Source organism: Epilithonimonas bovis DSM 19482, from assembly GCF_900108115.1.
GTDB classification, from domain to species: Bacteria; Bacteroidota; Bacteroidia; order Flavobacteriales; family Weeksellaceae; genus Epilithonimonas; species Epilithonimonas bovis.
On record NZ_FTPU01000002.1, the window covers coordinates 76,137 to 102,351 of the forward strand.

Annotated in this window: 29 protein-coding genes and 1 other RNA gene; 7 read left to right on the forward strand and 23 right to left on the reverse strand. The window is 38.4% G+C overall.

All coding sequences use genetic code 11. The annotated features are described in order from the left end of the window. Nucleotides 1-61: 61 nt before the first annotated feature. Together B0B05_RS01235 and B0B05_RS01240 are read right to left on the reverse strand one after the other, a co-directional pair. Complete coding sequence (locus B0B05_RS01235; protein WP_076781689.1) at nt 62-262, reverse strand: peptidase; 201 nt, start codon at nt 260-262, stop codon at nt 62-64. Between the two features lie 10 nt (nt 263-272). Then, on the reverse strand, nt 273-695 hold the full coding sequence (locus tag B0B05_RS01240) for a hypothetical protein (RefSeq protein ID WP_076781690.1): 423 nt from the start codon (nt 693-695) through the stop codon (nt 273-275). Between the two features lie 162 nt (nt 696-857). Between B0B05_RS01240 and dacB the strand changes: the two genes are divergently transcribed. Continuing rightward, nucleotides 858-2,231: a D-alanyl-D-alanine carboxypeptidase/D-alanyl-D-alanine endopeptidase gene (gene dacB, locus B0B05_RS01245; RefSeq protein ID WP_076781691.1), complete on the forward strand. Its 1,374-nt coding sequence runs from the start codon at nt 858-860 to the stop codon at nt 2,229-2,231. 1 nt (nt 2,232) lies between these two features. Continuing rightward, nucleotides 2,233-2,718 (forward strand): DNA-deoxyinosine glycosylase, encoded by a 486-nt coding sequence (locus B0B05_RS01250; RefSeq protein WP_076781692.1) that lies wholly within the window; start codon nt 2,233-2,235, stop codon nt 2,716-2,718. 1 nt (nt 2,719) lies between these two features. Here the strand turns inward: B0B05_RS01250 and B0B05_RS01255 are convergent, their stop codons facing one another. Then, complete coding sequence (locus B0B05_RS01255; RefSeq protein ID WP_076781693.1) at nt 2,720-3,445, reverse strand: shikimate dehydrogenase family protein; 726 nt, start codon at nt 3,443-3,445, stop codon at nt 2,720-2,722. A gap of 125 nt (nt 3,446-3,570) precedes the next feature. Between B0B05_RS01255 and B0B05_RS01260 the strand changes: the two genes are divergently transcribed. Then, nucleotides 3,571-4,404, forward strand: a complete 834-nt coding sequence (locus tag B0B05_RS01260; protein ID WP_076781694.1) for an aldo/keto reductase — start codon at nt 3,571-3,573, stop codon at nt 4,402-4,404. Between the two features lie 28 nt (nt 4,405-4,432). Here B0B05_RS01260 and kdsB read toward each other — a convergent pair whose 3' ends face one another. The 9 genes from kdsB to B0B05_RS01305 form a co-directional block, all read right to left on the reverse strand. Beyond that, nucleotides 4,433-5,158 (reverse strand): 3-deoxy-manno-octulosonate cytidylyltransferase, encoded by a 726-nt coding sequence (gene kdsB / locus B0B05_RS01265; RefSeq protein WP_076781695.1) that lies wholly within the window; start codon nt 5,156-5,158, stop codon nt 4,433-4,435. Between the two features lie 30 nt (nt 5,159-5,188). Beyond that, nucleotides 5,189-5,659, reverse strand: a complete 471-nt coding sequence (locus tag B0B05_RS01270; RefSeq protein WP_076781696.1) for an RES family NAD+ phosphorylase — start codon at nt 5,657-5,659, stop codon at nt 5,189-5,191. Further along, the gene (locus B0B05_RS01275; RefSeq protein ID WP_076781697.1) at nt 5,659-6,132 is read right to left on the reverse strand and encodes an antitoxin Xre-like helix-turn-helix domain-containing protein; all 474 of its coding nucleotides are present in this window, start codon (nt 6,130-6,132) and stop codon (nt 5,659-5,661) included. The genes B0B05_RS01270 and B0B05_RS01275 overlap by 1 nt, the downstream gene beginning before the upstream one ends. 60 nt (nt 6,133-6,192) lie before the next feature. Further along, nucleotides 6,193-7,446 (reverse strand): pyridoxal phosphate-dependent aminotransferase, encoded by a 1,254-nt coding sequence (locus B0B05_RS01280; protein WP_076781698.1) that lies wholly within the window; start codon nt 7,444-7,446, stop codon nt 6,193-6,195. Between the two features lie 190 nt (nt 7,447-7,636). Then, entirely contained in the window at nt 7,637-9,358 is a 1,722-nt protein-coding gene (locus B0B05_RS01285; RefSeq protein ID WP_076781699.1) for a phospho-sugar mutase, read from the reverse strand. Between the two features lie 22 nt (nt 9,359-9,380). Further along, nucleotides 9,381-10,097: a GIN domain-containing protein gene (locus B0B05_RS01290; RefSeq protein ID WP_317044108.1), complete on the reverse strand. Its 717-nt coding sequence runs from the start codon at nt 10,095-10,097 to the stop codon at nt 9,381-9,383. Between the two features lie 62 nt (nt 10,098-10,159). Further along, nucleotides 10,160-10,609 carry a copper resistance protein CopD gene (locus B0B05_RS01295; RefSeq protein ID WP_076781700.1) on the reverse strand — a complete coding sequence of 150 codons (450 nt, stop codon included), beginning with the start codon at nt 10,607-10,609 and terminating at the stop codon, nt 10,160-10,162. A gap of 2 nt (nt 10,610-10,611) precedes the next feature. Further along, on the reverse strand, nt 10,612-11,565 hold the full coding sequence (locus tag B0B05_RS01300) for a glycosyltransferase family 2 protein (RefSeq protein ID WP_076781701.1): 954 nt from the start codon (nt 11,563-11,565) through the stop codon (nt 10,612-10,614). A 101-nt stretch (nt 11,566-11,666) separates the two neighbouring features. After that, nucleotides 11,667-12,254, reverse strand: a complete 588-nt coding sequence (locus B0B05_RS01305) for a DUF4199 domain-containing protein (protein WP_076781702.1) — start codon at nt 12,252-12,254, stop codon at nt 11,667-11,669. 143 nt (nt 12,255-12,397) lie between these two features. Here B0B05_RS01305 and ffs point away from each other — a divergent pair. Continuing rightward, nucleotides 12,398-12,495: signal recognition particle sRNA small type (gene ffs, locus B0B05_RS01310), an RNA gene on the forward strand. A 76-nt stretch (nt 12,496-12,571) separates the two neighbouring features. Here the strand turns inward: ffs and B0B05_RS01315 are convergent. From B0B05_RS01315 to B0B05_RS01330, 4 genes are all read right to left on the reverse strand, one after another. Next, nucleotides 12,572-13,255, reverse strand: coding sequence for a metal-dependent hydrolase (locus tag B0B05_RS01315; RefSeq protein WP_076781703.1), 684 nt, complete (start codon nt 13,253-13,255; stop codon nt 12,572-12,574). Nucleotides 13,256-13,267: 12 nt separating this feature from the next. Beyond that, a complete protein-coding gene (gene menA / locus B0B05_RS01320) occupies nt 13,268-14,197 on the reverse strand; it encodes a 1,4-dihydroxy-2-naphthoate octaprenyltransferase (RefSeq protein WP_076781704.1) in 930 nt (309 codons plus the stop codon). A 101-nt stretch (nt 14,198-14,298) separates the two neighbouring features. Then, the gene (locus B0B05_RS01325) at nt 14,299-15,135 is read right to left on the reverse strand and encodes a 1,4-dihydroxy-2-naphthoyl-CoA synthase (RefSeq protein ID WP_076781705.1); all 837 of its coding nucleotides are present in this window, start codon (nt 15,133-15,135) and stop codon (nt 14,299-14,301) included. 314 nt (nt 15,136-15,449) lie between these two features. After that, on the reverse strand, nt 15,450-15,938 hold the full coding sequence (locus B0B05_RS01330) for a DUF4920 domain-containing protein (protein ID WP_076781706.1): 489 nt from the start codon (nt 15,936-15,938) through the stop codon (nt 15,450-15,452). A gap of 203 nt (nt 15,939-16,141) precedes the next feature. On the opposite strand from B0B05_RS01330, the gene B0B05_RS01335 reads away from it, so the two are divergent. Next, nucleotides 16,142-16,957, forward strand: coding sequence for a head GIN domain-containing protein (locus B0B05_RS01335; RefSeq protein WP_084173844.1), 816 nt, complete (start codon nt 16,142-16,144; stop codon nt 16,955-16,957). Nucleotides 16,958-17,067: 110 nt separating this feature from the next. Here the strand turns inward: B0B05_RS01335 and B0B05_RS01340 are convergent, their stop codons facing one another. The 5 genes from B0B05_RS01340 to parS all read right to left on the reverse strand — a co-directional run bounded on the left by B0B05_RS01340 (nt 17,068) and on the right by parS (nt 21,523). Continuing rightward, entirely contained in the window at nt 17,068-18,612 is a 1,545-nt protein-coding gene (locus B0B05_RS01340) for an IS1182 family transposase (RefSeq protein ID WP_076781707.1), read from the reverse strand. A gap of 109 nt (nt 18,613-18,721) precedes the next feature. Next, nucleotides 18,722-19,501, reverse strand: a complete 780-nt coding sequence (locus tag B0B05_RS01345; protein ID WP_076781708.1) for a zinc ribbon domain-containing protein — start codon at nt 19,499-19,501, stop codon at nt 18,722-18,724. Between the two features lie 2 nt (nt 19,502-19,503). Continuing rightward, nucleotides 19,504-20,601, reverse strand: coding sequence for a Nif3-like dinuclear metal center hexameric protein (locus B0B05_RS01350; protein WP_076781709.1), 1,098 nt, complete (start codon nt 20,599-20,601; stop codon nt 19,504-19,506). A gap of 10 nt (nt 20,602-20,611) precedes the next feature. After that, on the reverse strand, nt 20,612-21,064 hold the full coding sequence (locus B0B05_RS01355) for an RES family NAD+ phosphorylase (RefSeq protein ID WP_076781710.1): 453 nt from the start codon (nt 21,062-21,064) through the stop codon (nt 20,612-20,614). Nucleotides 21,065-21,067: 3 nt separating this feature from the next. Continuing rightward, nucleotides 21,068-21,523, reverse strand: a complete 456-nt coding sequence (gene parS, locus B0B05_RS01360; protein WP_168638267.1) for a type II RES/Xre toxin-antitoxin system antitoxin — start codon at nt 21,521-21,523, stop codon at nt 21,068-21,070. 119 nt (nt 21,524-21,642) lie between these two features. Here parS and B0B05_RS01365 point away from each other — a divergent pair, with 119 nt between their 5' ends. Together B0B05_RS01365 and B0B05_RS01370 are read left to right on the forward strand one after the other, a co-directional pair. Continuing rightward, nucleotides 21,643-22,476: an ion transporter gene (locus B0B05_RS01365; RefSeq protein ID WP_076781712.1), complete on the forward strand. Its 834-nt coding sequence runs from the start codon at nt 21,643-21,645 to the stop codon at nt 22,474-22,476. 4 nt (nt 22,477-22,480) lie between these two features. Continuing rightward, the gene (locus B0B05_RS01370; protein WP_076781713.1) at nt 22,481-23,839 is read left to right on the forward strand and encodes a M20/M25/M40 family metallo-hydrolase; all 1,359 of its coding nucleotides are present in this window, start codon (nt 22,481-22,483) and stop codon (nt 23,837-23,839) included. A gap of 2 nt (nt 23,840-23,841) precedes the next feature. On the opposite strand, the gene B0B05_RS01375 is transcribed toward B0B05_RS01370, so the two are convergent. Both B0B05_RS01375 and lpdA read right to left on the reverse strand, forming a co-directional pair. Next, nucleotides 23,842-24,639 carry a patatin-like phospholipase family protein gene (locus B0B05_RS01375; RefSeq protein WP_076781714.1) on the reverse strand — a complete coding sequence of 266 codons (798 nt, stop codon included), beginning with the start codon at nt 24,637-24,639 and terminating at the stop codon, nt 23,842-23,844. A gap of 66 nt (nt 24,640-24,705) precedes the next feature. Further along, nucleotides 24,706-26,097 (reverse strand): dihydrolipoyl dehydrogenase, encoded by a 1,392-nt coding sequence (lpdA, locus tag B0B05_RS01380; protein WP_076781715.1) that lies wholly within the window; start codon nt 26,095-26,097, stop codon nt 24,706-24,708. Between the last annotated feature and the right edge of the window lie 118 nt (nt 26,098-26,215).

The window sequence follows — 26,215 nt, forward strand, 5'->3', positions numbered from 1 at the left end:
TTCCCCAAATATATAAAAAACCCCCACTCTGTTTTTACGGTTTTCCATAATTCCGGGCTATTTACAGTTTTACCATATCAAAATTCCCCATATAGGTACCGTTTGAAGCGGTTTTGGCGCCATATTTTTGGTTAATGGCATCTATAACTTTTTTCTGATTGGGCTTTCTACTGGCATTCCTGACTACGATTTCCACCGTCATTACTTTAGCAATAGTGAAGCTGTCCCTTTTGGCGGTAACTTTCCATACATGATTTGCCATGATCCTAGTTTTAAAAAATTAATAATTTATCTTCAACGATTTTTGAAATCGAAAAATTCTTATTCATGATATCGATCGGGTATTTGCGTTGGTTCAAAAAGTGTGGCCTTTCTGGGGAGAAGTCTTCCCATTCATTTATTTCTATCAATTTTTTATCCCGAAGCGTAAACAAAACTTGTATTTGAGCCAATACTTCAAACTTTGAAACCTCCAATCTCACCGCAATATCTTCCAACTGGCAGTTTTTATACTCTGTATTATTGATAATAATGGCGGTCAGAAAAATTGACTCCAACACATTGATCTGAAACAATTCTGATATAACATTTAATTCTTTTTCAAAATCCTTTCGGTATTGCTCCAAAGTTTTGTAACTGTAAGCTGTCGTTTGATGGTAAATTTTGTCGATACTATCAATGAGTGTTTTTGTCATTAATCTGTATTTGAGGTTAATAATTTATTTTACGTTATTATTTTTGCGCAAACATAAAACACAAAACCGACAAAACACGTCCGTTATAAATGCGGCAAAAAATATTTCAACAAGTCTTCATTCATAAAACACTAAAAACCCTAATTTTGATAAAATTTCCGGATGAAAACTTTTTTTCTCTTTGCTCTGCTCGGCGCTCAGCTGTATTCCTCACAATCTGTTTCAGACAAAATCGACAAATCTGTGAAGGACATGATGTCTTTACCCAATGCATTAGCCGCCAATTTGTCCTTCTATATCACCGATGAAAATAGAAACCTGATCTATGACTACAACGGCAGCAAAGGCCTCTCCACAGCCAGTACACAAAAGATCTTCACCGCTGCTGCTGCGCTGGAGACGTTGGGGAAAAATTACCAATTCACAACTACGGCATCTTATTCCGGAAAATTATCCAATGGTAATCTGGACGGTGATTTTTACATTACCTCCAACGGCGATCCCACTTTGGGCAGCTGGCGCTATGAGAATTACAAACCGGAAAATTTTAAACAAAAACTTTTGGAGGCGATTAAGAAAGCCGGAATCAAAAAAATCAACGGAAGCCTGATTATCGATGATTCTTATTTTGATTTTCAAAGTACGCCGGGTGGTTGGCCCTGGAATGATTTGGGGAACTATTATGGTGCCGGAACGTTTGGTGTTAATTGGAAAGAAAATCAGTTTGACATTAGTATCACGGGTAGCCAATTCAAAAGTTTCTCTTATGATCTGGATAAGGTTAATTGGATTAATGAACTGAAAACTGGCGGCATCTCTGACCAAAGCTTAATTTACACCGCACCACATTCTCATACCGCTTTAATTAACGGCACATTACCTTCAAGTAAAACTTTAACTGTATCGGGTGCAACTCCCAATCCACCAATACAGTTAGGTTTAGAAATCGAAAATTTACTTCAAGACAACAACATCCCTATTTCAGGAAAAGTAACAACATTCTATAATGAAAAACTAGCCGGAAAATCTGCTGGAAAAGCACCTGATAACAGTTTCATTTTTGAATACAAATCACCAACACTGGACAAGATCATCTATTGGTTTTTAAGAAAAAGTATCAATCTCTATGGTGAAACCCTGGTAAAGACAATGGCTAAAGAAAAGCTAAATAACGCAACCTTTGAGACTGGTGTTGCCTTTCTGAAAGGTTTTTGGAAATCAAAAGGGATTAATCCAATAATGATTAATTTTGCTGACGGAAGCGGCCTTTCTCCACAGAATTATGTTTCTGCAAAAGCACAGGTACAGGCTTTGCTGTATGCTAAAAAACAAAGTTGGTTTGACCCGTTTTATGACGGTTTCCCTACGCAGAACGGCATTAAAATGAAAAGTGGAACCATCAAGGACAGCAAATCTTTTGCAGGCTATCATACAGCTAGTGATGGCAAAAAGTATGTCTTTTCAATTATTCTTAATAATTATCAGGGTGGCAATATCAGCAATGAGCTATTCAAGATCCTGGAGAATTTAAAATAACATGAGCAGAATCTCATCCTTACCTCCAATTGTTGACAACTCCTCAAAAATCCTGATTCTGGGCTCGGTTCCCGGGGTCAAATCCCTGCAGATGCAACAGTATTATGCGCATCCACAAAACAACTTCTGGAAATTGATGTTTCATCTTTTGGACACAGAATTTTCTTCTGATTACCATACCAGACTGCAACTGCTGAAAAAGCACCGCATCGCGCTGTGGGATGTTATCGAAAGTTGTGAAAGAAAAGGCAGCAAAGACACGGATATAAAATCTGAAATTGATAATGATATCCAAGAATTGATTAACAGCCATCCGAACATTAAGATTATCTTTTGCAATGGCCAAAAATCATATAAAAACCTGCTAAAAGTGGTCGGGAAAAACTTCATAATTCCTATTGTTGTACTTCCTTCTACCAGCCCGCTGCATACCATTAAGTTTGAGGAAAAACTGGAGCAGTGGAAGATTATCAAAGATTATTTGTAGATCAGCTATTCCAAATCTCCCAGGCTTTTTCAGCCTGCTGCTCAAGCATAAAAAAACCATTGATTGTTGTGGCTCCATTTGCTGCACAGCGCTTCAGGAAAGCGGTTTCTGATGGATTATAAATCAAATCAATTACATAATGCTGATCCGAAACGGCATCAAAAGGAAAAGAAACAGAATCTTCAACATTAGGAAAAGTGCCAACGGGCGTGGTCTGGATAATCAATAATGAATCTTTCACTAAGTCAGAAGGCAGGTTATCAAAATTGATTTCTGATTTTCTGGAAACAGTATGATAAGCGATGCCATGCTTTTGTAAAATATATTTAACGGCTTTTGCTGCACCGCCATCACCCAAAATAAGTGCTTTTCTGTGATCGTCTTTTTTATGGATCAAAAGTGTTTTCTCGAATCCAAAAGCATCGGTATTATAGCCTGTTTTTTTTCCGTCGCGGAAACTAACACAGTTGACCGCTCCAATGCTCCGCGCCTCTTCACTTAGATCATCAAGATATGGGATAATGGCCTGTTTATAAGGGATTGTAACATTCATCCCAACAAGATTAGGATTTGTGAAAATAGCCGTTACGTCATTAATATCAGCAATATCAAAGAAATTGTAACTGTAATTTTTCAGGAACAGCTTCTTAAATTTTTCTTCGAAATATTTTTTAGAAAACGAATACGAAATATTTTTTCCCAGCAATCCAAAATCGTGTCTCTCCATGGGTCCAAATTTATAAAATATCCTAAAATCAACACCTATTTTTTCCCTTTAATCATAACAATTATTTATTTTAAAAAGCCATTGGCTGGCTTGATTTTGGCATCCGAAGTAAAAAATTTAACAAAATGAGTAATTTGATTCTTAACAACGGAACCGAAATTCCGGATATCGGTTTTGGAACCTGGCAAACAACAGAAAACGTACAGAAAACAGTAAAATTGGCTTTGGAAGCTGGTTACAGACATATTGACACAGCAGCCATCTATGGCAACGAAGCCGAAATTGGCGAAGCTCTTGCTGACTCCAAAATCCCGAGGAAAGACTTGTATCTTACCACTAAAATATGGAACAGCAACAGAAGTACACTTGGCATAAAAACATCTGTAGAACAATCGCTTAAGAAACTGCAGACCAATTATCTTGATCTGCTTCTGATTCATTGGCCAGCGAATGAAAAACAGTTTGCCAACTGGAAAGAAATCAATGCGGAAACCTGGAAAGCGATGGAAGAATTGTATAAAACAGGTGTTGTGAAAAGTATTGGTGTGAGTAATTTTATGCTACCACATATCAAAGCTTTGCTGGAAAGCGCGGAAATCATCCCTGCTGTTAACCAGATTGAGTTCCATCCCGGATATACGCAACCGAAAGTTGTAGATTACTGCAAAGAAAAAGGCATTGCTATAGAAGCATGGAGCCCGATAGGATCCGGAAGGCTTCTTAAAGATCGCGACCTGAAAGCGATTGCAGACCAATATAACGTTTCGCCGGCTATCCTGTGCATCCAGTTTTGCCTGCAATGTGGCGTAGTTGTTTTACCGAAATCGGAAAACAAAGAAAATATCAATAATAATCTCCATTTTAACCGATTCGAGATATCTGAAAGTGACATGGAGAAACTTAAAACACTTAAAGAGACAGGCTTTTCAGGCTTAAATCCTGAGACGGTCGACTTCTAAAATCCAACTCCGGAAGAGTTGGTAAAATTCAGATTAATTGTTTGGCTTTTTTCAGATCTTCCGGAGTATCTATTCCTACACCTACAAAATCAGTTTCGATCATTTTGATGCGTTTCCCATATTCCAGATAACGCAGCTGCTCCAGCTTTTCTGAGGTTTCTAGCGGTAACATTGGCAGTTTTGAAAATGCCAGCAAAGCTTCTTTCCGGAAAGCGTAGACACCAATATGCTTATAATATTTTACATCAAAAGCCAATTCTCTGTGGAACGGAATCACTGAGCGGCTAAAATATAAAGCAAATCCATCTCGGTCAGTAATGACTTTTACGTTATTAGGACTTTTGATTTCTTCCGCTTCTTTTAACTGAATTTTCAATGATGCTAAAGAAATTTCTTTCTTTTCGTCATTAGAAAAAACGTCAATCAACTGTTTCAGAGGATCTTTTTTCAGAAAAGGCTCATCACCCTGAACATTAATCACAATATCACAATCAATATCCTGTACAGCTTCTGCTATCCGGTCGCTCCCTGTCTCGTGTTCGCCGGTCATCACGGCTTTCCCTCCGTTTTTGGAGATTTCGTCAAAAATCAATTCGGAATCTGTTGCCACAAAAACTTCATCAAATAATCCTGTTTCTACGACATTCTGATAAGTAGTTGTTATAATGGTTTTATCTCGCAGTACTTCCATCAATTTCCCAGGGAACCTTGTAGAATTATACCGGGCAGGTATAACGGCAATTACTTTGTTCATAACGTTTTTTGGGTATTATAATCTTCAGCTTTATGATTGATATTGTTTGATAATCTCTTCCAGCCTATTATCCGGCTCGAAATTAAGAACTTCTATTAACTTAACTTTTTTAAAATCTCTATGAAAGGTGTTGATAACCAAATTTTTATTCTCCGGCACGACAGCACTTGGGACTTTCAGACAAAGTTGCTCGCAAGCATCAAACCAGGAATTACCCAATTTTTGACAGATTTCGTAATTTCTGAAATCCCGCCAATTTTTAGGCAATTGTGACGATTCAACCTCCTGAATATCTGCATCCGAAGGAATCTCAATAATCATGATTTTAAAATCTTTGTTATATCCCAAACCTTTTCTGTGGGCAAAAGTTTCCAGATAAGCCAGCGAAACATTTTCCGCCGTGTAAATTACTTTTTTACCTTCGGAATTCCATCGTCCTTCCAACCCGCTGGCAAACAGCGATTCGGCGTATCTCTTATGAACAATTCTGTAAACCAGCATTATACAGGATAACCTTGAGCCAGTTTTTCTACTTCCTGATAGATCAAATCTACGCCGCCAGAAGTTGAAACAAAATCTATTGGCTTCTCCTGAGAACTCCAAAAAGGGCGCTCCATCCAAAGATTGAACTCTTCTAATGAACCAAAAATCTCCTTACCAAAATTGTAAAGATTGATCAGTTTCAAAAGATGCTCGCTATAGATAGGATCCAGCTCTTTCTCCTGATCTCTGTAATTACTAATTGTTCTTGGAGAGAGGTTGATCATAGAAGCCAAAGTCTTCTCCGGCATTTTTATAGCATCAGCAAGAGAATAAAAAACCTCAGTTTTTACACCTTCTCTCGCTTTTTTCAAAAGCTTATAATCGTCTTGTATTGAAAACCTATTAAAGACAGAAGGTCTTGTACTGTAAGCCGCCATTGGTTCTTCTATTTTAGATTTTTTTGGATTATCTTTTTGTTTGTAATTTCCCATCTCTGTATTTCTTTACACAAAGATAGAATTTTTTCCAAAGCAAAGATGAATTTTTTCCATTTATTTTAAATCTCTCAAAGCTTTTTCCAACCTTGGTAGGCAATCTTTGATATCATCTAATGAACATCCACCCACAGAAGCTCTAAACCATGGGACTGATTTATCATTACCAAATGCGGAAAAAGGCACCAAAGCCATGCCTGCATTATTAATCAGGTAGAAAACCAAGTCTGTAGAATTATCAATAACTTTTCCTTCTGGAGTAGTTTTCCCGAGGTAATCTAATTTGATGGTTAAATAGAGTGCACCCATTGGTGAAATACTTTCAACTGCAAAACCTTTTGCTTTCAAATCTTGAATTCCCTTGTGAAGTTCTTTCAAACTTGTATTCAGCTTTTGTTTGTAGTCATCTAAAAATGTATCAACAGCAGAATCATCAGCCAAAAACTCAGCAACAGCTTCCTGCTCTGGTTTCGGTGCCCAGGCTCCAACGTGTGTCAACAATGCTTTCATCTTATCAATGACCAAACTCGGCCCAAATCCCCAACCTACTCTTACACCGGTGGCAGCAAAACATTTGGATGTTCCATCTATATAAATGGTGTAATCTTTCATTTCAGGGAAAAGGCTCACCGGATTGTAATGCTCTGACCCGAAAGTCAACATGGCGTAGATCTGGTCGTACATCAGATAAAGCGGCTTGTCATCCGCACTTCTTTTCTTGTTTTCTTCCAAAACCAACTCACAAATCTCAGATAATTGCTCTTTTGTGAACATGGTGCCCGTTGGGTTAAGTGGAGAACAAAGGCATAGCAAAACTGCTCCATCCAAATGTGGTCTCAAATCTTCAGCTGTTGGCAAGAAATTATTAGATTCTTTAGTTTGGACTTCCACTGCATTAGCCGTCGTTAAATAAGAATAATGATTGTTATTCCAGGACGGGATCGGATAGATCACTTTATCGCCTTCGTCTACAATAGTTTTAAACACCGCATAAATCAAAGGCCTGGAACCCGCAGTAATCAGAATATCATTAGGTGAATAATCTAAACCCCAACGTTTTTTGAGATCATTACTTACCGAAGTTCTCAGGGACAACATCCCGTTGGCAGGTGGATAATTGGTCAAATTATTATTGTAAGCTTTCTCAATCCCTTTTTTTAATTCAGACGGAATTGGATAGATGTTAGAATTAAGGTCTCCAATGGTAAGATTGGTAATTTTTGCACCTTTGGCTTTGAGATCATTGACTTCATTACCTATTTTCACAATTTCTGACCCAACAAGATTAGAGGCTAGTTTTGATACTTTCACTGGACTATTTTTTGAGGATTTACCGAACTGATCCGGATTTTACTTTTTATAATTTACAAATGTCTTAAATGTAACCAATTAATTCAAACGATTACAAAAAAAAGTTCTCAAAAATTAAACTGCTTTAATAATTGAGAACTTTTCATTAAAAATATGCTTTGTTATATTCTTTTTGAATAAAAATTTTCAATTAAAGATTAAGATCCTGTTTGACCAAATTGATTTTTTCCTGAAGCTTAGGCAGCTTGGCAACAAACTCTTCCTGAGAGTGGATGCTGTCTTTCACAGAAACATAAAATTTGATTTTCGGCTCCGTTCCGGACGGGCGCACACAAACTTTTGTGCCATCCTGAGTATAGAAAATCAACACATTGGATTTTGGGATATCATCCATCACAGATTTTTCTCCCGTGGCCACGTCCAGCATCGTCTGTTCTTTAAAATCCTTCAGCTCAGCAACGGGTGATCCGGCGATTTCTTTGGGCGGATTGTTTCTAAAATCGCTCATCATCTGATTAATTTCTTCTGCGCCTGTTCTACCCTTTCTTACCACATTGATGAGGCCCTCATAATAAAATCCGACTTCTTTATAGATGTCGATTAAATATTGATAAACTGTTGTCCCATTGGCTTTGCACCATGCGGCAATCTCGCAGGCTGTTAGGATAGATCCGCACGAATCTTTGTCTCTGACGAAATCTCCTGTCATAAAACCGAAACTCTCTTCGCCGCCGCAAATGAATTTTTCCTGGCCTTCAAAATCACGAATCATTTTCCCAATCCATTTGAAGCCCGTCAATCCCACTTTGCAGTCCACACCAAATTTCTCAGCAATATCAAAGAAAATATCCGAAGTTACGATGGTAGATCCTATGAACTCTTTACCGGTAATTTTCCCCGCTTTTTTCCATCGGTCAAGGATATAATAAGTCAGGATTGTATTGGTCTGATTCCCGTTGAGAAGCTGCATTTTGCCCTCGAGATTCCTCACTGCAATGCCCAATCTATCACCGTCCGGATCTGTTCCTATCACAATATCCGCATTGGTAATCTCGGCCAAATCCGTCGCCATAGAAAGTGCTGCAGGCTCTTCCGGGTTTGGAGAATCTACGGTTGGGAAATTGCCGCTTGGGATCATCTGCTCGTGAACCAAATCCACTTTTTTAAAGCCTGCTTTTGCCAAAGCTTTCGGAACGGTTGTATAAGTTGTTCCGTGGATAGATGTGAAAACGATGTTTAGATTATCCCTTCCAACATTTTGGTAAAGAGAATTCTCCATACAGGCATCGATGTAAACATCATCTTGGTCTTCCCCAACCCATTCGATTAGGTCGTCATTTCCATTGAATTTGATATCCTCAAACTTAGTTGCGTAAACTTCTCTGATAATATTTTCATCATTAGGCGGTACAATCTGTGCACCGTCATTCCAATAGACTTTGTAGCCATTATATTCCGGTGGATTGTGCGAAGCCGTTAAAACAATTCCGGCATTACATTGTTTATTTCTTACCGTAAAAGACAATTCCGGCGTTGGACGGTGCTCTTTGAACAGCAGAACTTTGATTCCGTTAGCAGTTAAAACATCGGCAACGATTTTACCAAATTCTTTTGAATTGTGACGAACATCGTAAGCAATGGCTACTTTGATCTCTTCGTGTGGAAAAGATTGATGAAGGTAATTGGCTAATCCCTGAGTGGCTTGTCCCAATGTGTATTTATTAAGACGATTGGTTCCAACGCCCATTACACCACGCATTCCGCCGGTTCCGAATTCTAATTCCCTGTAAAAAGAGTCTTCGAGGTCGGGCGAATTAGAATCGATTAAGGTTTGAACGGCAGTTCTGGTTTCCTCGTCAAAGGCTTCTCCAAGCCAAAGTTTTGCTTTATCTAATGTTGATTGTACTGACATTTTTATTGATAGTTTTTAATTTTTAATTCAATTTTTTGTTTTGGATCATTGCTTTTTCTGTCACTTTGAGTTTTTTGGACGGATTTCCGTAAAAAATAAGTTTTGCAGTATTACCAATTTTTCCTTTGATCTCTTCATCTACGTTCAGTTCTGCATAATTTCCGTTCTGAGAATCGATATCCAGATCCTGAATATACCAATAAGGCGAAATAATGCTCGCGGTATCTCTGATACTGATCTTGGCTAAGGCTGTTTTCCCCAGCAGATTAGCCCTGCTTTTGTTCGCCATATCAATCATTGATTTCTCTGAGATGACCGATCCTATAAATTTAGCATTATCTTTTAAATGAAGTGAAAATTGGTCAACTTTCATCTGGCTTGATATATTAAGCTCCACAGAATCAGCTATTTTTATTTCATTAAAAGGGTTTTTACCATAAACCGTAATATTATAAAAATCGACTTTCTCAGTCGGTCTGTTTTCTGTTATATCCAACTGATTGTTTTTGACTTCTATAGTAAGATTATCCGAAATGTTGGGATAAGTTTCCACGTTCACAAAGTTATGTGGACTTTGAACATAAAACACCCGGAATTTTCCTTTCAAATCCAATTTGGAAAACTCAGCCAATTCTACATCTTTGGATTGGATATCGCCTTTTGGAGAGACTTTTCCGCAGGAAATTACAATTATGGAAAAGATAAAAAGATATGTAAAGGAATTTAGAATTTGTTTCAATTGAGTAATTTTTATTTGAAGCAATTTACAATTATTTTAAGAAAATCAGAAGATGACTTTAATCAAAAAGAAAGTCCGCCATATCTCACGAAACTTCCCAATAACAGCATCAAAACACCGATTGTTGTAACCGACAAAATGTGAAAAGCCATTAATGGTAGAGTTTTAGCAGTCAGTTTTGGAATCACAAAAAAATTAGCGCTGATTGCAAACAAGACCGTTATCAGAAGTAAAATCAATTTCAAAGAAATAACAGTTTCTATTGGATTCGAAAAATGAAACCAATTTGAAAATCCAATTCCGAATTTGTGAGACATCCAAACGCCAGAAATGACCATCAAAAGCAAAGCAGGAATTCCTATTTTCTCATATTTCCTTTCAAAATCGAGGAGAATTTCCACGTCTTTCTTTTTGAGAACTTCAGGCAAAATTGATATTGACAAAATCAAATGTCCGCCAACCCAAATCGAAGCGCCAAGAAGATGGATAATCAATAACAAATGATGACTCATAATTAAATCATTTCTTCGATATGATAATTCTTATGCTCGCGGTTGCTTCTGATAATCAATTCTCCTAAAAATCCTGCTACAAATAATAAACTTCCCAAAATCATCATGGTCAAAGCAATAAAAAACCAAGGATTGTTTGCAATTAGGTTTCCATAGATTTTGAAAATATAAACGTCAATAAGCTTTGAAACACCTAACCAAATGGCAGATAAAAATCCGATAATGAACATCAAAGTTCCTGCTGCACCAAAGAAATGCATTGGCCTCCCACCAAATCTGCTCACAAACCAAAGCGTTACCAAATCCAAAAATCCACGAACAAAACGTTCTGTCCCGAATTTCGAAGTTCCATAAGGTCTTGCCTGATGCTGAACGGGTTTTTCCGTGATATTTCTGAAACCTGCATTGGCAGCCAAAACCGGAATATAACGGTGCATATCACCATAAACATCAATAGATTTCACAACTTGTTTCCTATAAGCTTTCAGTCCGCAATTGAAATCGTGTAGCGAAACTCCTGAAACCTTTCTAGCCGCCGCATTGAAAAGTTTTGAAGGAAGATTCTTGGTCATCACATTATCGAATCGTTTCTTTTTCCAACCGCTTACGATATCGTAATTGCCCGCGACAACCATCTCATACAACTCCGGAATCTCTTCCGGGAAGTCCTGTAGATCAGCATCCATCGTAATCACAACGTCACCATTCACTTTTTCAAAAGCTGCGTGCAATGCCTGGGATTTTCCGTAATTTTTGGAGAACTTGATCCCGTGAATCTGCGGATACTGGATTTTCAAATTTTCTATGATAGACCAGGACAAGTCTGTACTGCCGTCATCTATAAACCAAACCTCGTAAGACAATCGGTTTTGCTGACAAACTTTGTCAATCCTTGTAAATAACTCTTCCAGAGATTCTTGCTCGTTGAGTAATGGGATAATTATAGAGAGATTCATTTTTTTTATAAAGATATTAGATGTTAGGCATTAGCTATCAGATTTTAATATTAGGATAAATAATCACTTACATATCCATTAACTGTTTATTATTTAATACCTTACTCGTAGCGTTTTTTGTTCTTCAAAAATCCTGCGATAATAATAGACAAAAGTAGATAAAACAGCATAAATCCACCAAACACGGCTGACAAAAACTGAAAAGAAAAATAGTTCCTGTTCTCCTTTTGTGCTACCACTCTGGCCTCTTTTGCATTTTTATAATCAGTATCCAGCTCCTTTATTTTCGTTTGGTCTTTTAGATTGGATGCCTCCACTTTTTTCTGCGCATAAGCTTCATCCAGATTATTAAGTTCGGTTTGGATATACTGATGATTCAGCAAATCCCGTGCATCGGTATCACCATAATTAAGAAAAGCAAAAATGGACAGTACAGAAAGTAAACCGCCTACAAACAAGGTTACAAAAGATTGCTTAAAAGCCTGAGGATAAGTAATTTTGCCATCACCGCGCAACCACAAAACTGAAAGGAAACCTCCCAAAACATAGAGAAAAGTCATCCCAAAGGCATTCACCTGCATGGTAGTATTCCAGTAATTGGCATTGGCAAAAAAATAATAAACCGTAAAAAATACGAGCATTGTCGCTAAATATAAACCTAAGCCAACTGCTAAAGGATTTTTTGTCATAATTTTTATTTTAAAAGTGAGAGTTGGGATAATTAAAAGTGAATTTGAAATTTATTATTTTAACAATCAGCTATTTAAAGCTGTTTCCAAAGTCTTTGCACTTTTTTCTTTTATCTTTTCTCTTTATTTTTCTATCTTTGCAACGGCAAGTCCTAAACAACCAGCTCCTGAGAATCCTCCAGGGTGGGAACGCAGCAAAGGTAATCGGTTGTAGCGGTGTGATTTAGGTAGCTTGCCATTTTTTGTTTCTATATGTTAAGAGATTAAGTTATATTCAAAATTTTGAATTGACTTAATCTCTTAATTTTTTTGTTTGTTTAAAATTCAAATTCTTCGCCTAATTCTGGCAATATAAAATCTATCTGTTTTGCAGAAAAGTGTTTTTTAGCCTCTTCATGATTGATTTCAATCGGTGGAAAAGTATCGAAATGGCAACCAATCACTTTTGGTGTTTTCAATAATTCCGAAGCGGCAAAAGCGGCCTTTCTCGGGCACATGGTATAATGCTTACCAACCGGAATAATCGACAAATCCAGCTTCCCAAAAACTTGCGGCAAAATACTCATCTCCGCAGATACACCGGTATCTCCTGCCAAATAAAGATTTCTGCCGTCTGCAAACCTAAAAACATAACCTGATGCCAATCCGCCATAAGTCCCGTCTGGAAAAGAACTGGTGTGCAATGCAGGAACCATAGAAATCTTAAGACCATCCAATTTGGCAGAACCTCCAAAGTTGATATCAATATTTTTCTTATGCTTAAAATATCCGCAAATCTCTGGTTGTCCTATTATTGTTGCATCCGGATGATTATCAAGCACTTCTACAACATCTGCAATATGGTCGCCGTGGGCATGCGTAATCAAAACATAGTCTATTTTTTGAGCTTTTATATCAAAATTAGTCTGATCTTTCTGATAATTATAAAAGGGATCAGAAAGAATGGTTTGCCCGTTATAGGTGAACAAAAAACAATTTTGTCCAAGGAATTTTATTTTCATTTTTATCTCTTATCAATTAAAATAGTTAAGGCCAAAAGCGGTTAAGATTGCCATAACAAAAGTTAGAATACCGACCTGTTTCAAAAAAGGGTCCAATTGTTTTGGTTCTTTTACGGCCATGATATTTCTTCTTAATTTCATAAACGGGAACATAAGCACAACTACTATGAAAGGGTAAAAATTCTGATGCTGCTGCCCAAAATTAATCATAAGAAAAAGAAATATCAGCAATATTGGTAACTGCAGCAGAATGATCTCATAAACCATTGCCTTCCGAAAGCCCAGCCTGAGTGCCAGTGTTTTTTTGCCAGACAATTCATCATTCACAATATCCCTCATGTTATTGAGATTAAGGACGGCCATACTCAATATCCCTATTGCAGAAGCCGGAATCAAAACGTCATAGTCAAAGGTTTTGGTAAAAAGGAAATAACTTCCACACACAGACACCAATCCAAAGAAAATAAAGACAAATATATCACCCAATCCCATGTAGCCATAAGGTTTTTTACCTACCGTATAACCAATCGCTGCCAAGATACAGGCGATCCCGAGCCCTATGAAAATCCAGAATTCCTTGGTATAATCCGGGTAAAACGCAACATAAAGTAAAGCGACCGTTGCCACAAATGACAACACAGACAATAAGATAACAGCATTTCTCATCTGATTAGCTGTAATTTTCCCTGAGGCTACTGCCCTGCTTTCTGCTTCGCCAATCCTGTTGTGGTCTGTCCCTTTTATCCCGTCACCATAATCATTTGCAAAATTGGAAAGGATCTGATACAAAAGTGTGACTAAAAGTGCCAACGCAAATATCCGCCAGTCCCAATTGCCGCCTTCCTGAGAAATCCGCCATCGTGCTATAAAAGACCCCATGATTATCCCACTCAGTGACAGTGGTAATGTTCTAAGCCGTGCGGCTTGTATCCAATATTTCATAAATTAGTTGTCGGTTGTTAGTTGTCGGTTGATGGAAAAAATGTCAAAAAATAATGTTGAATAAAATACTATTAACTAGAAACTGACAACCATCAACCAAATTAAGATATCCACTGATCGTCTCCGAAATTTGGTTTCCTTTTTTCGAGGAAGGCATTTCTGCCTTCTTTGGCTTCTTCGGTCATATAAGCCAAACGGGTTGCTTCGCCAGCAAAAACCTGCTGCCCAACCATTCCGTCGTCTGTGAGATTCATTGCAAACTTCAGCATTCTGATAGACATTGGTGATTTGGCCAGGATTTCCTGAGCCCATTCGTAAGCCGTATCTTCTAATTCTGCATGCGGAATTACGGCATTTACCATTCCCATATCAGCAGCTTCCTGAGCCGAATAATTTCTTCCTAAGAAAAAGATCTCCCTGGCTTTTTTCTGACCTACCATTTTTGCCAAATAAGCAGAACCATAACCACCATCAAAACTGGTCACATCAGCATCGGTTTGTTTAAATATAGCATGCTCCTTACTTGCCAAAGTCAAATCGCAAACCACATGCAGCGAGTGTCCTCCTCCAACAGCCCAACCATTAACAACAGCAATCACTACTTTCGGCATAAAACGGATCAAACGCTGAACTTCCAAAATATTGAGGCGGTGCCTGCCGTCTTCGCCAACGTAACCTTTTTGGCCGCGTGCTTTCTGATCGCCACCACTGCAAAATGCATGACCGCCGTCTTTGGGACTTGGCCCTTCGCCTGTCAATAAAACGACACCGATGGATGGATCCTCGGAAGCGTCATAAAAAGCATCATAAAGTTCTGAAGTGGTTTTTGGCCGGAAAGCGTTCCTGACCTCTGGTCTGTTAATCGCAATTCTTGCGACGCCATTTGATTTTTTATAGGTAATATCTTCGTATTCTTTAGCGGTTTTCCAGTCTGCCATTTTTTGAAAATTTTCCCCAAATATACGCAGATTAATTGGAATTAGGAACGGTAATAATAACGTGAAAAGTTTGAATTTTGCGCAGCTGCGTAAGGGATAGCAGCGGTTATCCTTTTGTTTTTTTTATGACCTAGGCACTACGGCCAGAGAAATGTTGATGAAAAAACAAAAGATAGTAGCGGATAGCCCGACCCGCTTGTTTTTCTATGGATAAGTTTTGATCTTTTCATAAATGCACTGGAAAAACAAAGGGTTACGCCCAAACAAAAAAGCTCCAGTCTTACTGAAGCTTTACAATTATTATAGCATTAGAATTATTCTACAACCTTGATCGCATTGGCCAAAAAGCGGGTTTCGGTTTTGGGTTCTGTAATAGCATCAATCTCAGCCTGTGACTTTTTTGCATCCTCGGCGTAATGCTGCAATTCTTTAACTGAGGTTGTTTTGCTCTCTGCAGTACCTTCTAAAACGACGGTTTTCCCTTCTAAAGCCGTTGGGACAAAAAATGCGTAATCCTTCATCTTTACAAAAAAGGTTTCGCCACTATCAGTCGCGAGGCTTACCCAACATCCTTTTTTGGGACAAACGCCAGTCACTTTACCTTTTACCGCAACATTAGTAATTTTATTTTTGCTTTTCAGTTCCTTATTAAGTTCGTCTGTAGAAACGGCTTTTTTTACCAATTTGGAAGGGACATCCTTGCCATAGAAATCACCCACTTTTGCATCACCTGCCGGCGGGCCGGATTGTGCATAAAATGATAAGGATACTCCCAACAAAAGGACAGAAAACAGATTTTTCATATTGTCGATTTTTATTTTTTTTCAGATGTTAAATGCAGTCGCGCTCATCACAATTGGTGTATGATTACAAGATAGAAAGGCGATTTTATAGTTTTAATTTTAATAATGTAAATTTATAAAATTATTCAGAATGAGAAAAAATAATCATCAGATGTAATATTCTTCCTCACTAAAATGTCTTACCTATTATAAAATATAACATTATGAAAATAAAACTTTTATCTCTCATCCTTCTGGCCTCGGTAGGGAATTTTTCTTGTATACAAAGCAAAAACGGCTCTAATGACGTGATGTTTTCGCATATCCTGTCAGACTCCGGCAAGGGCGAAGTCATTGAGAAAACTTACGCACTGGATTTTGATGAACTGCAGATCTCCACAGGCCTGAATGCAGAAGTTTATAAATCTCAAAAAGAGCAGATTGTTGTCTATGCGCCATCTGACCTGATGCAGTATGTCATAGTGAAACAGGAAGGCCGGAAAGTGACTGTAAAAATAGAATCGAAAGGGTTTAAAAATATCTCAACAGACCGAATCAAAATCAAGGTCTATGCAAGGGAATTTGATAAACTGGCAGCCAGCTCCAGCGGTAGTGTGGTGCTAAAGGATGATTTCAGTTTTTCTGATCTTGATGTAAAAGTATCAAGCTCCGGAAATGTAAAAGGGAATATCAGCGGTAATAATATTAATATCCAGGCTTCCAGCAGCGGTGATTTTTACGGTGATGTTGTTGCTAAGAATCTTAACCTGCAAACCTCCTCATCCGGCGGGATTAATATCAAAGGGAAAGCAAATAATGTAACTGCACAGGCATCGTCATCCGGTGATATAAAAGCAGAAAACCTGACTGCCGAAAACGCCATTCTCACAACATCTTCTTCCGCAGATATTACTTTAGGCGTCAGCCAGAGCCTTACTGCAAGCGCATCTTCCAGTGGCGACATCAATGTTGTAAAAAGAGGTAGCCTGAATAAAGTGATGAAAAACGAAAGCAGTTCCGGATCAGTTAATATCAGATAATAATACACTTATGGCATAAAAAAAGAATCCGTCTCACAACAAAATTTGAGGCGGATTTTTTATTTCAGTAAAATGTATATTATTTTGGAAAATAGAAAAAGTTGTCCTCTTTAGGCAACTTTCTTTCTTAGATTGTGTGCTAAAGCGTGTAAACCGAACTCCAATTCTACTTTTTTCAGACCTTTGAGGGTAAACCGCTTAAAATTATTGCAATGTTTGAGATGTGCAAACACAGGTTCTACTTCAACCGAGCGTTGTTTTCTTTTTTTAATGCCTTTTTCACTGTTTAAAAGTTTTCGTATTTTCTCTTTGTAATCTTCCAAATGATGGTTCCGTTCGATGCTTCGGTTTTCTTTGGAACTGTGGCAAACGCCTCTAATTGGGCATCCATCGCAGTTTTTAGCCTGATAATGGGAGAGCTTTTGAGGATAACCGGTCTTGGTTTTGCGCGTGCTTTCGTGCGTTTTTTCCATCTTTTGTCCCATCGGACAAACGTAAAAATCGTCTTCCCCGTTGTAATGCAGATTTTCTTTGCTGAAAATCTTGTGTTTCGCCTGATAACGGGCATTCTGCTCTTTGTCGAAAGTATTGTATTTTACAAATGGTGTAATATTGTTCTGTTCCAATAATTCGTAGTTCTGCTCGCTTCCGTACCCCGCATCAGCAGTGAGTTCTTCCAACTCTTCCATTCTTTTTTTACCAAACAATTTCTCAAAATTTTCCAAATGACGCTCCAAAGTATTGATATCATTGGTTTGCTGATGGATGGTATAATTGACGATGATTTGATTCTCTGTGGAAATCTGTGCATTATAAGCCGGTTTGAGCTGTCCATTCATCATGTGATCGTCCTTCATTCTCATGAAAGTAGCATCTTCATCGGTCTTGCTGTAGGAATTCCGCTCTGCTAAAATAGCTTCCTGAGCTTCGTATTTATCGAGGTTTTTCTCAAAATTTTTTTTAATGTAATTCAGTTTGGCTTTGGCTTTTTTGTCGGAATCGGTTTTACCCCCGCTGCCTTTTAATTTGGCATTGATATTTTCTGCCGTTTGCCGGATTTTTTCTTTGCTGATCTCTTTGAACTCCGGCGGTTCAGGGTCTTTATCTTCTTCCTTTGCCACACTTTGAGCGTATTTCCAGAGCTCTTCCAGCTGACGAAGCATTTTTTCTTTGTTGGTTTTGATGGCATTTGCCCAGACAAAAGTGTAGCGACCCGCCTGTGCTTCAATTTTGGTTCCGTCTACAAACACCTGTTTCAGGCTCACCAAACCTTCTTCTGCCAAAAGCAAAACCACCTGTGAGAAAATATTTTTGAAGGCGGCTTCAAGTTTATGGGTACGAAAACGGTTCACGGTATTGTGATCCACGATGCTCATGTTGGAGAGCCACATGAAGTTGATGTTTTCACGAAGCGCTTTTTCGATTTTCCGCGATGAATAAATATTGTTCATATACGCAAAAACCATCACCTTGAGCATCATCACGGGATGATAACTGGGATTTCCTTCTTTGCTGTAAGCTTTCAGGAGCGGGTCAATGTTTACCTTCTCCAAAATATCATTAACGATCCGAACAGGATGATTTTCGGGAATCAAATCCTCAAAACTACAAGGAAACAAAACCAACTGATTTTGATTGTAATGCTTAAAATTCATAAACAACTGTCTGATTATCAGATATAAATATACAAAAACCCTCAATAATAACCAAAAAAAATCCGCCTCAGTTGTGAGACGGATTCTTTATTTTATATCGTGTATGATATTAGCTAAACTTAATGATATCCTGCATTTTTGCAGTTTCTTCGTTAACCAGCTCATCATCAACCAGGATTTTACCAGAATGCTCATCAATAATGATTTTTTTTCTTTGGGCGATTTCCATTTGTTTTTGTGGCGGAACGGTAAAGAATGACCCTTTTGGCGCGCCTCTTTCCAAACCTACAACCGCAAGACCTGTTTTAGACCCATTACGGATTCTCTGATAAGAAACCAACAGCCTGTCATCAATTTTTTCTGAGAACTCTTTTGATTTTTCCAGAAGATATTCTTCTTCTTTCTGAGTCTCGGCAATCAGCGTGTCCAACTCATTTTTCTTGTGAGTAAGGTGATTTTTCAGCTCTTCTATTTTTACATTAAGGTCAGACAAAGTTTCTTTCTTATGATCAATCTTTGCACCATATTCCTTAATTCTTTTGTCAGCTAACTGAACTTCCAATTCCTGATATTCAACTTCCTTGGCAAGCGCTTCAAATTCTTTGTTATTCCTAACATTGTCTTGTTGCGTTTTATATTTTTCCATCAGGTTCTGAGCCTGCTTTATCAATTCTTTTTTATCATTGATTTCTGCGTTTTGCTCAGCAATTTCTGCTTCAAACTTTTGGGCTCTTTTCTCAAGACCTTCTATCTCTATTTCGAGATCCTCTACTTCAATCGGCAATTCACCCCTTGTGTTGCGGATCTCATCAAGACGAGAGTCTATAATCTGCAAATCGTAAAGAGCTCTTAGTTTTTCTTCTACAGAAATTTCGTTTACTTTAGCCATATCTATATAAAATAATTAACCGGATTTGTTTTTTTTGTCGTTTTAGCGATGGCAAAGGTAGTGAATTTTTCGGACAAAATTTCAAATAATTGTTGAGTAACAAATTGTTCTGACTCAAAATGGCCAATATCACAAATTAGCATTTTACCTTCTCCTGCAAAAAAATCATGGTACTTGATATCACCCGTTAGGTAAGCATCACATTTAACCGATAACGCAGCCCTGATTCCGCGGGCACCACTGCCGCCTAAAACACCTACTCTTCTGATCTTTTTTCGCCCAAAAGAACTGTGCCTGATGACATTAAGATTAAATTTATCTTTTACGTATTGTAAAAAATAACCTTCATCCATTTCTGTTTCCAGATCTCCGAATCTCCCCAAACCCGTGTATTGATTCTCATTATCCAAAGAAATCAGCTGATAGGCCACTTCTTCGTAAGGATGGTTTTGGCGCATCGCAAAAAGGATCTGGTGTTTTTTATAATCTTCAAAAATTACAGATAGCAGAACCTCATCAGTCTTTTCCCTCACATCATGACTGCCAACTTTTGGCTGCGAACCCTTTAACGGGCGAAACGTCCCTGTCCCGTTGATTGCAAAACTACACTCGTCATAAAAACCAATATCTCCGGCACCGGCTGCAAAAAGCGAATCTTTCAGGCGCTCTGCAGAATCTGCCGGAACATACACTTCCAGTTTCTTCAATTGGTTTTGCTTAGGCAACAATACCTGTTGGTTTGTAAGCCCTAGAACCTCACAAATTTTATAATTGACACCAAAATAGTCATTATCAAATGCTGTATGGATGGCATAGATAGCAATCTTATTTTCCAGAGCCTTGAGAACAGCATTTTCAACATAGTTTTTTCCGGTAATAGATTTGAGCCCCGAAAAAATAATTGGATGGAAACATACTACAAGATTAAACCCCTTATCAATTGCTTCATCAATGACAGGTTCCAGGGCATCGTGCGCAATCAACAGGCCGGATATTTCGCGATCCGGATTACCGCATAGCAAACCTACATTATCAAAATCTTCCGCCTGTTGCGCCGGAATTATTTTTTCGAATGCGGAAATAAATTCTTTAATTTTCATGATTGATAAATTATCTGATGAACAGCCTGTCATCAAAAGTAAATTTTTCTGTTTTTTTAATAATAAGCCCCGGGAAGTTAAGGTGCCTTGGATTTATAATATAATTAAATTCTCCCTGCACCGTAGCAGAAGGTACTCTCATCACCAGGAACTTATTGTCTTTTAGAAATTTGTCCACCATTTTTTGAGTACCGTCAGAGTGTGGGAAAGTATTCCATTCCTTTGGCAACCGCTTTGGCTGATAAACCTCCACATCAGGTATTTCTATATGCACAAGCCGGTAATCCTTTGGTAAAATACCCAAAGGGATATGCACCGCAATCTCAGTTACACACAAAGCTATAGACTGCGCTGTGTACAGCGCTGCGTTGCCTTTGCTGTTCCATCTTCCGCCTGCTATTTCCGCTCCTTTTCCTGAGAGATCATCGGCATACATCTCTTTAGCAAGTCTGTAAACAATCATCCCTTATGCCAAAACACCATGTTCTATACGCGTAAGCTCATCCATAAGAAGCGCTATACCAAAACTACTGCCTAACAGATCCTGAGGTTTTGTTTTTCCCAGAGCTAAATTTTCTGCCTGCAGCCAAATCATAAAATTATCCGCAGAATCAAAAACCTCTTCTCCCCTGGTATACAACATCTCTATCTGCAAAATCTTTTCTGACTGAAGTGTATCAAAGGTTTTATCTTCTTTTTGGTAACGGGATAATGTCTTTCCCGAAATATGAAGGAAACCAGCCCACTCCTGAAAACTAAAAGGAAACTTCTTAACAAGACTATCAAAAAACTTAAAGCTAATACCTTTTTCCGCAACATCTATGATACGGAAAATACCGGCATCATCATAGTTATGATAGCCATATACAGCTAATGACTCCTGAATGGTATTGATATTGTCTGATGTCTTAATATTTTTCATCATTCTTCTTTTACAACACAAATATAAGACTTTTGTCTTAATATAAAAGACTTTTGTCTATTATTTTATTATAAATTTTATAGTTTATTTTTATTAACTTCAAGTTTTATTTATAACTAATGAAAGTTAAAATTAAATCCGAATTTGACCTGATTCCGGAAGAAGGCTGGCGAAGAAAAATCTACGAGGTTGTCTATCTGTCGGAGACCAGAGCCGGTAAAATTTTCGATATCATATTGCTGATCCTTATCCTGACAAGTACAGTTTTATTGATGGTGGAGACCATACCAATCATCAGGCTGCAGTACCATAAAGAGTTCTATTATATCGAGTTTTTTATCACGTTGATTTTTACAGCAGAATATTTCCTCAGAATAATATGTGTCAAAGACCGCGACGAATATATTTTCAGCCCACTAGGCATTATTGACTTCTTATCCATAGTCCCTTTTTACATCAGTCTGTTTTTTCCTGTTTGGCATTTTGTCGGCATTATAAGAATGTTGAGAATCCTTAGAATTTTCAGGATATTCAACCTCGCTGATTATATGCACGACGGGAAATTTATTGTATCAGCTTTGCGCCACAGTTCCAGGAAAATCTATATTTTTTTACTCTTCATGGTTATTTTCATTGTCATCATTGGAGCATTGATGTACGTGATAGAAGGAGGGAAAAACGGTTTCAGCAGCATCCCGCAAAGCGTCTATTGGGCCGTCGTAACGATTACCACCGTCGGCTATGGCGATATCTCACCGGGCACGCCATTAGGTAAGATACTCTCGATAGTGGTTATGTTGTGTGGTTACAGCATTATTGCGGTTCCAACAGGCATTGTAACTTCAGAATTCAGGAGACAAAGAAAAAATCATATTGTATGCAACCGCTGTGGCAACGATGATAATGATGATAATGCAAGATACTGTAAAATCTGTGGCGAAAAAATAATCTAAAATCATGAAAGGAACATTAACATCAATAGCGCTGTTAAGCTTTTTATCGGCATTTTCTCAAACAAAAAATGACTCTTTAACGTTCAGAAACATAGCAGATGTAACAATGGATAGCGGAAAAGCTTATTCTAACCTCTATGAACTTACCAAAACGATAGGACACCGGCTTAGCGGATCAACTGCTTATGAAAAAGCAACAGACTGGGCAGCACAAAAACTTAAAGAGGCGGGCGCTGATAAAGTCTGGAAACAGGAAGTAAAAGTCCCTGTCTGGACAAGAGGGAAAGAATCTTTACAAATCCAGGGGAAAGACGGCCAGTGGAGATCTGTTAAAATGCTTTCTCTGGGTAATTCCGAAGGGACAAAAGGCAATGACCTGACAGGCGAAATCATCGTTGTAAAATCAATTGATGAATTTGAGAAAATGCCTGATTCTAAAATCAAGGACAAAATCATTCTGTTTAATTATCCATTTCCTCAAAATTATATTTACACGATGGAAGGTTACAGAGAAGCAAGTCCTTACCGGAGAAATACGGCAACTCTTGTAGCTAAGAAAGGCGGGAAAGCAGTTCTGGTAAGATCCCTGAGCACTGCCTTTGATGACGTTCCGCATACCGGAGGAATGAGATATGAAGATGGCGTCAAAAAAATCCCGGCTATTGCAGTTGGCCCCAAAACCGCAGATGAGCTGGAGAGTCTTGCCCAGCAACAGAAAATTACAGCCAAAATCAACTCTCACTGTGGTATGAATGGCGAAAAATTAACCTATAACGTCATTGGCGAAATATCCGGCAAAAAGGATAACAAAGTAATTGTTGCAGGTGGACATCTTGACTCTTGGGACGTGGGAGAAGGTGCTCATGATGATGGCGCCGGCATTGTGCAGGCTATCGAAATTATCAATATTTTCAAAAAACTGAATATCCAGAACAACCATACCATCCGTGTTGTATGTTTTGCAAACGAAGAAAACGGAACCCGCGGCGGAGATGCTTATGCAGATTCTATAAAGGTTAAAAATGAAAATCATCTTTTTGCTATAGAAAGCGACTCCGGAGGTTACGCACCCAGAGGGATATCTTTGGAAATGGATGAGAGCAAGAGAATGCAAATACAATCCTGGCAATCACTTTTCTTACCATATGGTGTATATGATTTTTCCTTAACCCACAGCGGGTCTGACATAGAACCTATGAAAATGCAAAATGTACCACTATCAGGACTAATCCCCGATTCTCAAAGATATTTTGATTTGCATCACAGCGAATCTGATACTTTTGAGAAAGTCAACCGCAGAGAATTGCTTCTGGGAGCCGTCACAATGGCTCAGATTGTATATCTGATCGATAAAAACTGGTAAAATTATTTTGAAAATAGAGATTTGAAATCTTCCTCATTTTCAGAGAAAGTCCGTTTAGCCTCCTCATATCCAATTTGGAAAATCTCTTCCAACCGTTGAGGCTTTCTCTCAAACGTGCCGTATTTTGACAGCCTTTTTGAAGTGATGAACCAGTCACAAAATGCAAATTTGTAGATCTCTGTTCGGTGAGAGAGCAATTCATACGCCCGCGTGGTGACAGAACGTATGCTCCTGAGATCGCTTTGCTCTACATCCTGCGGTGGTGTTACATAAACACCAATCATCTTATCACATTCGCTATGGATGACATCTGCCGGGAAGTTATTAAGGACACCGCCGTCACTATACATCTCTTTCCCTATAAAATAGGGCGTAGAAATCCCCGGGATACAGGATGATGCAATGATTGCATCTACTACTTTATAGTTTTTTTCAAAAACCTTTTGCTGACCTGTTATCAGCTCTGTTGCAACAATCCGGACATCTTTATCCAGGTCGCCAATGGTAACATCCTCAAAAATAGGAATCAGGTAATTAAGGAAAATAGAAGACGATACCAGACCAGGCTGGTTAAAGGTAAAATGCTTCCAGTTGAAGAAGTAAATAGACTGAAAAAAATCCAAAATCTCCTCCGGTGATTTGCCTATTGCATACAGAGATCCCACAATAGAGCCAGCACTGCAACAGGACAGGATATCCGGTTTTATATGTTTTTCCTGAAGAAACTTCAGTACCCCTGCATGTGCTAAACCTCTTGTCCCGCCACCAGAGAGAACCAGGCCTATTTTAGAATTTTCCATTAAGTAAATTTAAAAAAACCACAGAACAATCTGTGGTTTTAGTTAATGAATATTATGTAATTCTTATTAAATATGAATCACTTCTCCATAAGCTGCAGCAACAGCTTCCATCACGGTTTCGGAAAGCGTTGGGTGCGGGTGGATTGATTTCAGAATCTCGTGGCCTGTTGTTTCCAGCTTTCTGGCGACAACTGCTTCTGCAATCATATCTGTTACGCCGTCTCCTACCATATGAGCACCAAGCCATTCGCCGTATTTGGCATCAAAAATAACTTTGATAAATCCATCTACATCACCATTAGCAGTTGCTTTTCCGGAAGCAGAGAATGGGAATTTCCCGACCTTGATCTCGTAACCTTTTTCTTTGGCTTGCTTTTCTGTTAAACCAACAGATGCAATCTCCGGATGGCAATAGGTACAGCCCGGGATGTTGCCGTAATCTATTTTTTCTGTATGGATGCCTTTAATCTTTTCTACACACGTGATACCTTCTGCAGAAGCTACGTGAGCCAATGCCTGAGTTGGGATAATATCACCGATGGCATAATAACCAGGAACCGACGTCTGGTACCATTCGTTAACCAGTACGCGTCCTTTATCAGTTTTAATACCTACTTCTTCCAGGCCAATCCCTTCTATATTAGCAGAGATACCTACTGCAGATAACAGAATATCAGCCTCCAGCGTTATCTCGCCTGTGGCCGTTTTTACTTTAGCTTTTACGCCTTCTCCGGAAGTGTCAACAGACTCTACAGAAGCATTAGTCATAATGTCTATTCCAGATTTTTTCAAAGATTTCTCTACATGTTTGGAAACTTCTTCGTCCTCCAAAGGAACAATGTTTGGCAGGAACTCTACCATGGTCACTTTGGTTCCCATTGTGTTGTAGAAATCAGCAAACTCGATCCCGATAGCTCCAGAACCGACAACAATCATAGATTTTGGCTGTTCGGGCAATGATAATGCCTGTCTGTAACCAATTACTTTTTTACCGTCCTGAGGCAGGTTTGGCAACTCACGGGAGCGTGCTCCTGTCGCGATAATGATGTTCTGAGCAGCATACTCTGTTGTTTTGCCTTCGGCATCTACCACAGAAACTTTTTTGCCTGGTTTTACCTTGGCAGTTCCAAGGATGACATCGATTTTATTTTTTTTCATCAGGAATTGGATTCCGCCACTCATTTTAGAGGCCACACCTCTACTTCTCTGAATGACTTTTGTGAAATCAAAGCCCGGATTATCTACTTTATTAAGGCCATATTCTTCTGCATGTTTGAGATAATTAAAAACATGGGCAGACTTAAGAAGCGCTTTGGTTGGGATACATCCCCAGTTAAGACAAATACCTCCAAGATTTTCTTTTTCTATAATTGCGGTTTTGAAACCTAACTGAGCAGCTCTGATTGCAGTTACATAACCACCAGGCCCACTACCAATAACAATGATATCGTAGTTCATCTGATTAAAATTTTATGCGAATTTACGGAAAATTATTTGATGGCAACGACCATGTAGGAACTGTATGGCAAAGAGCAATTCAGCTGATGAGTCGTATCGCCGGATTTTTTATTTTATT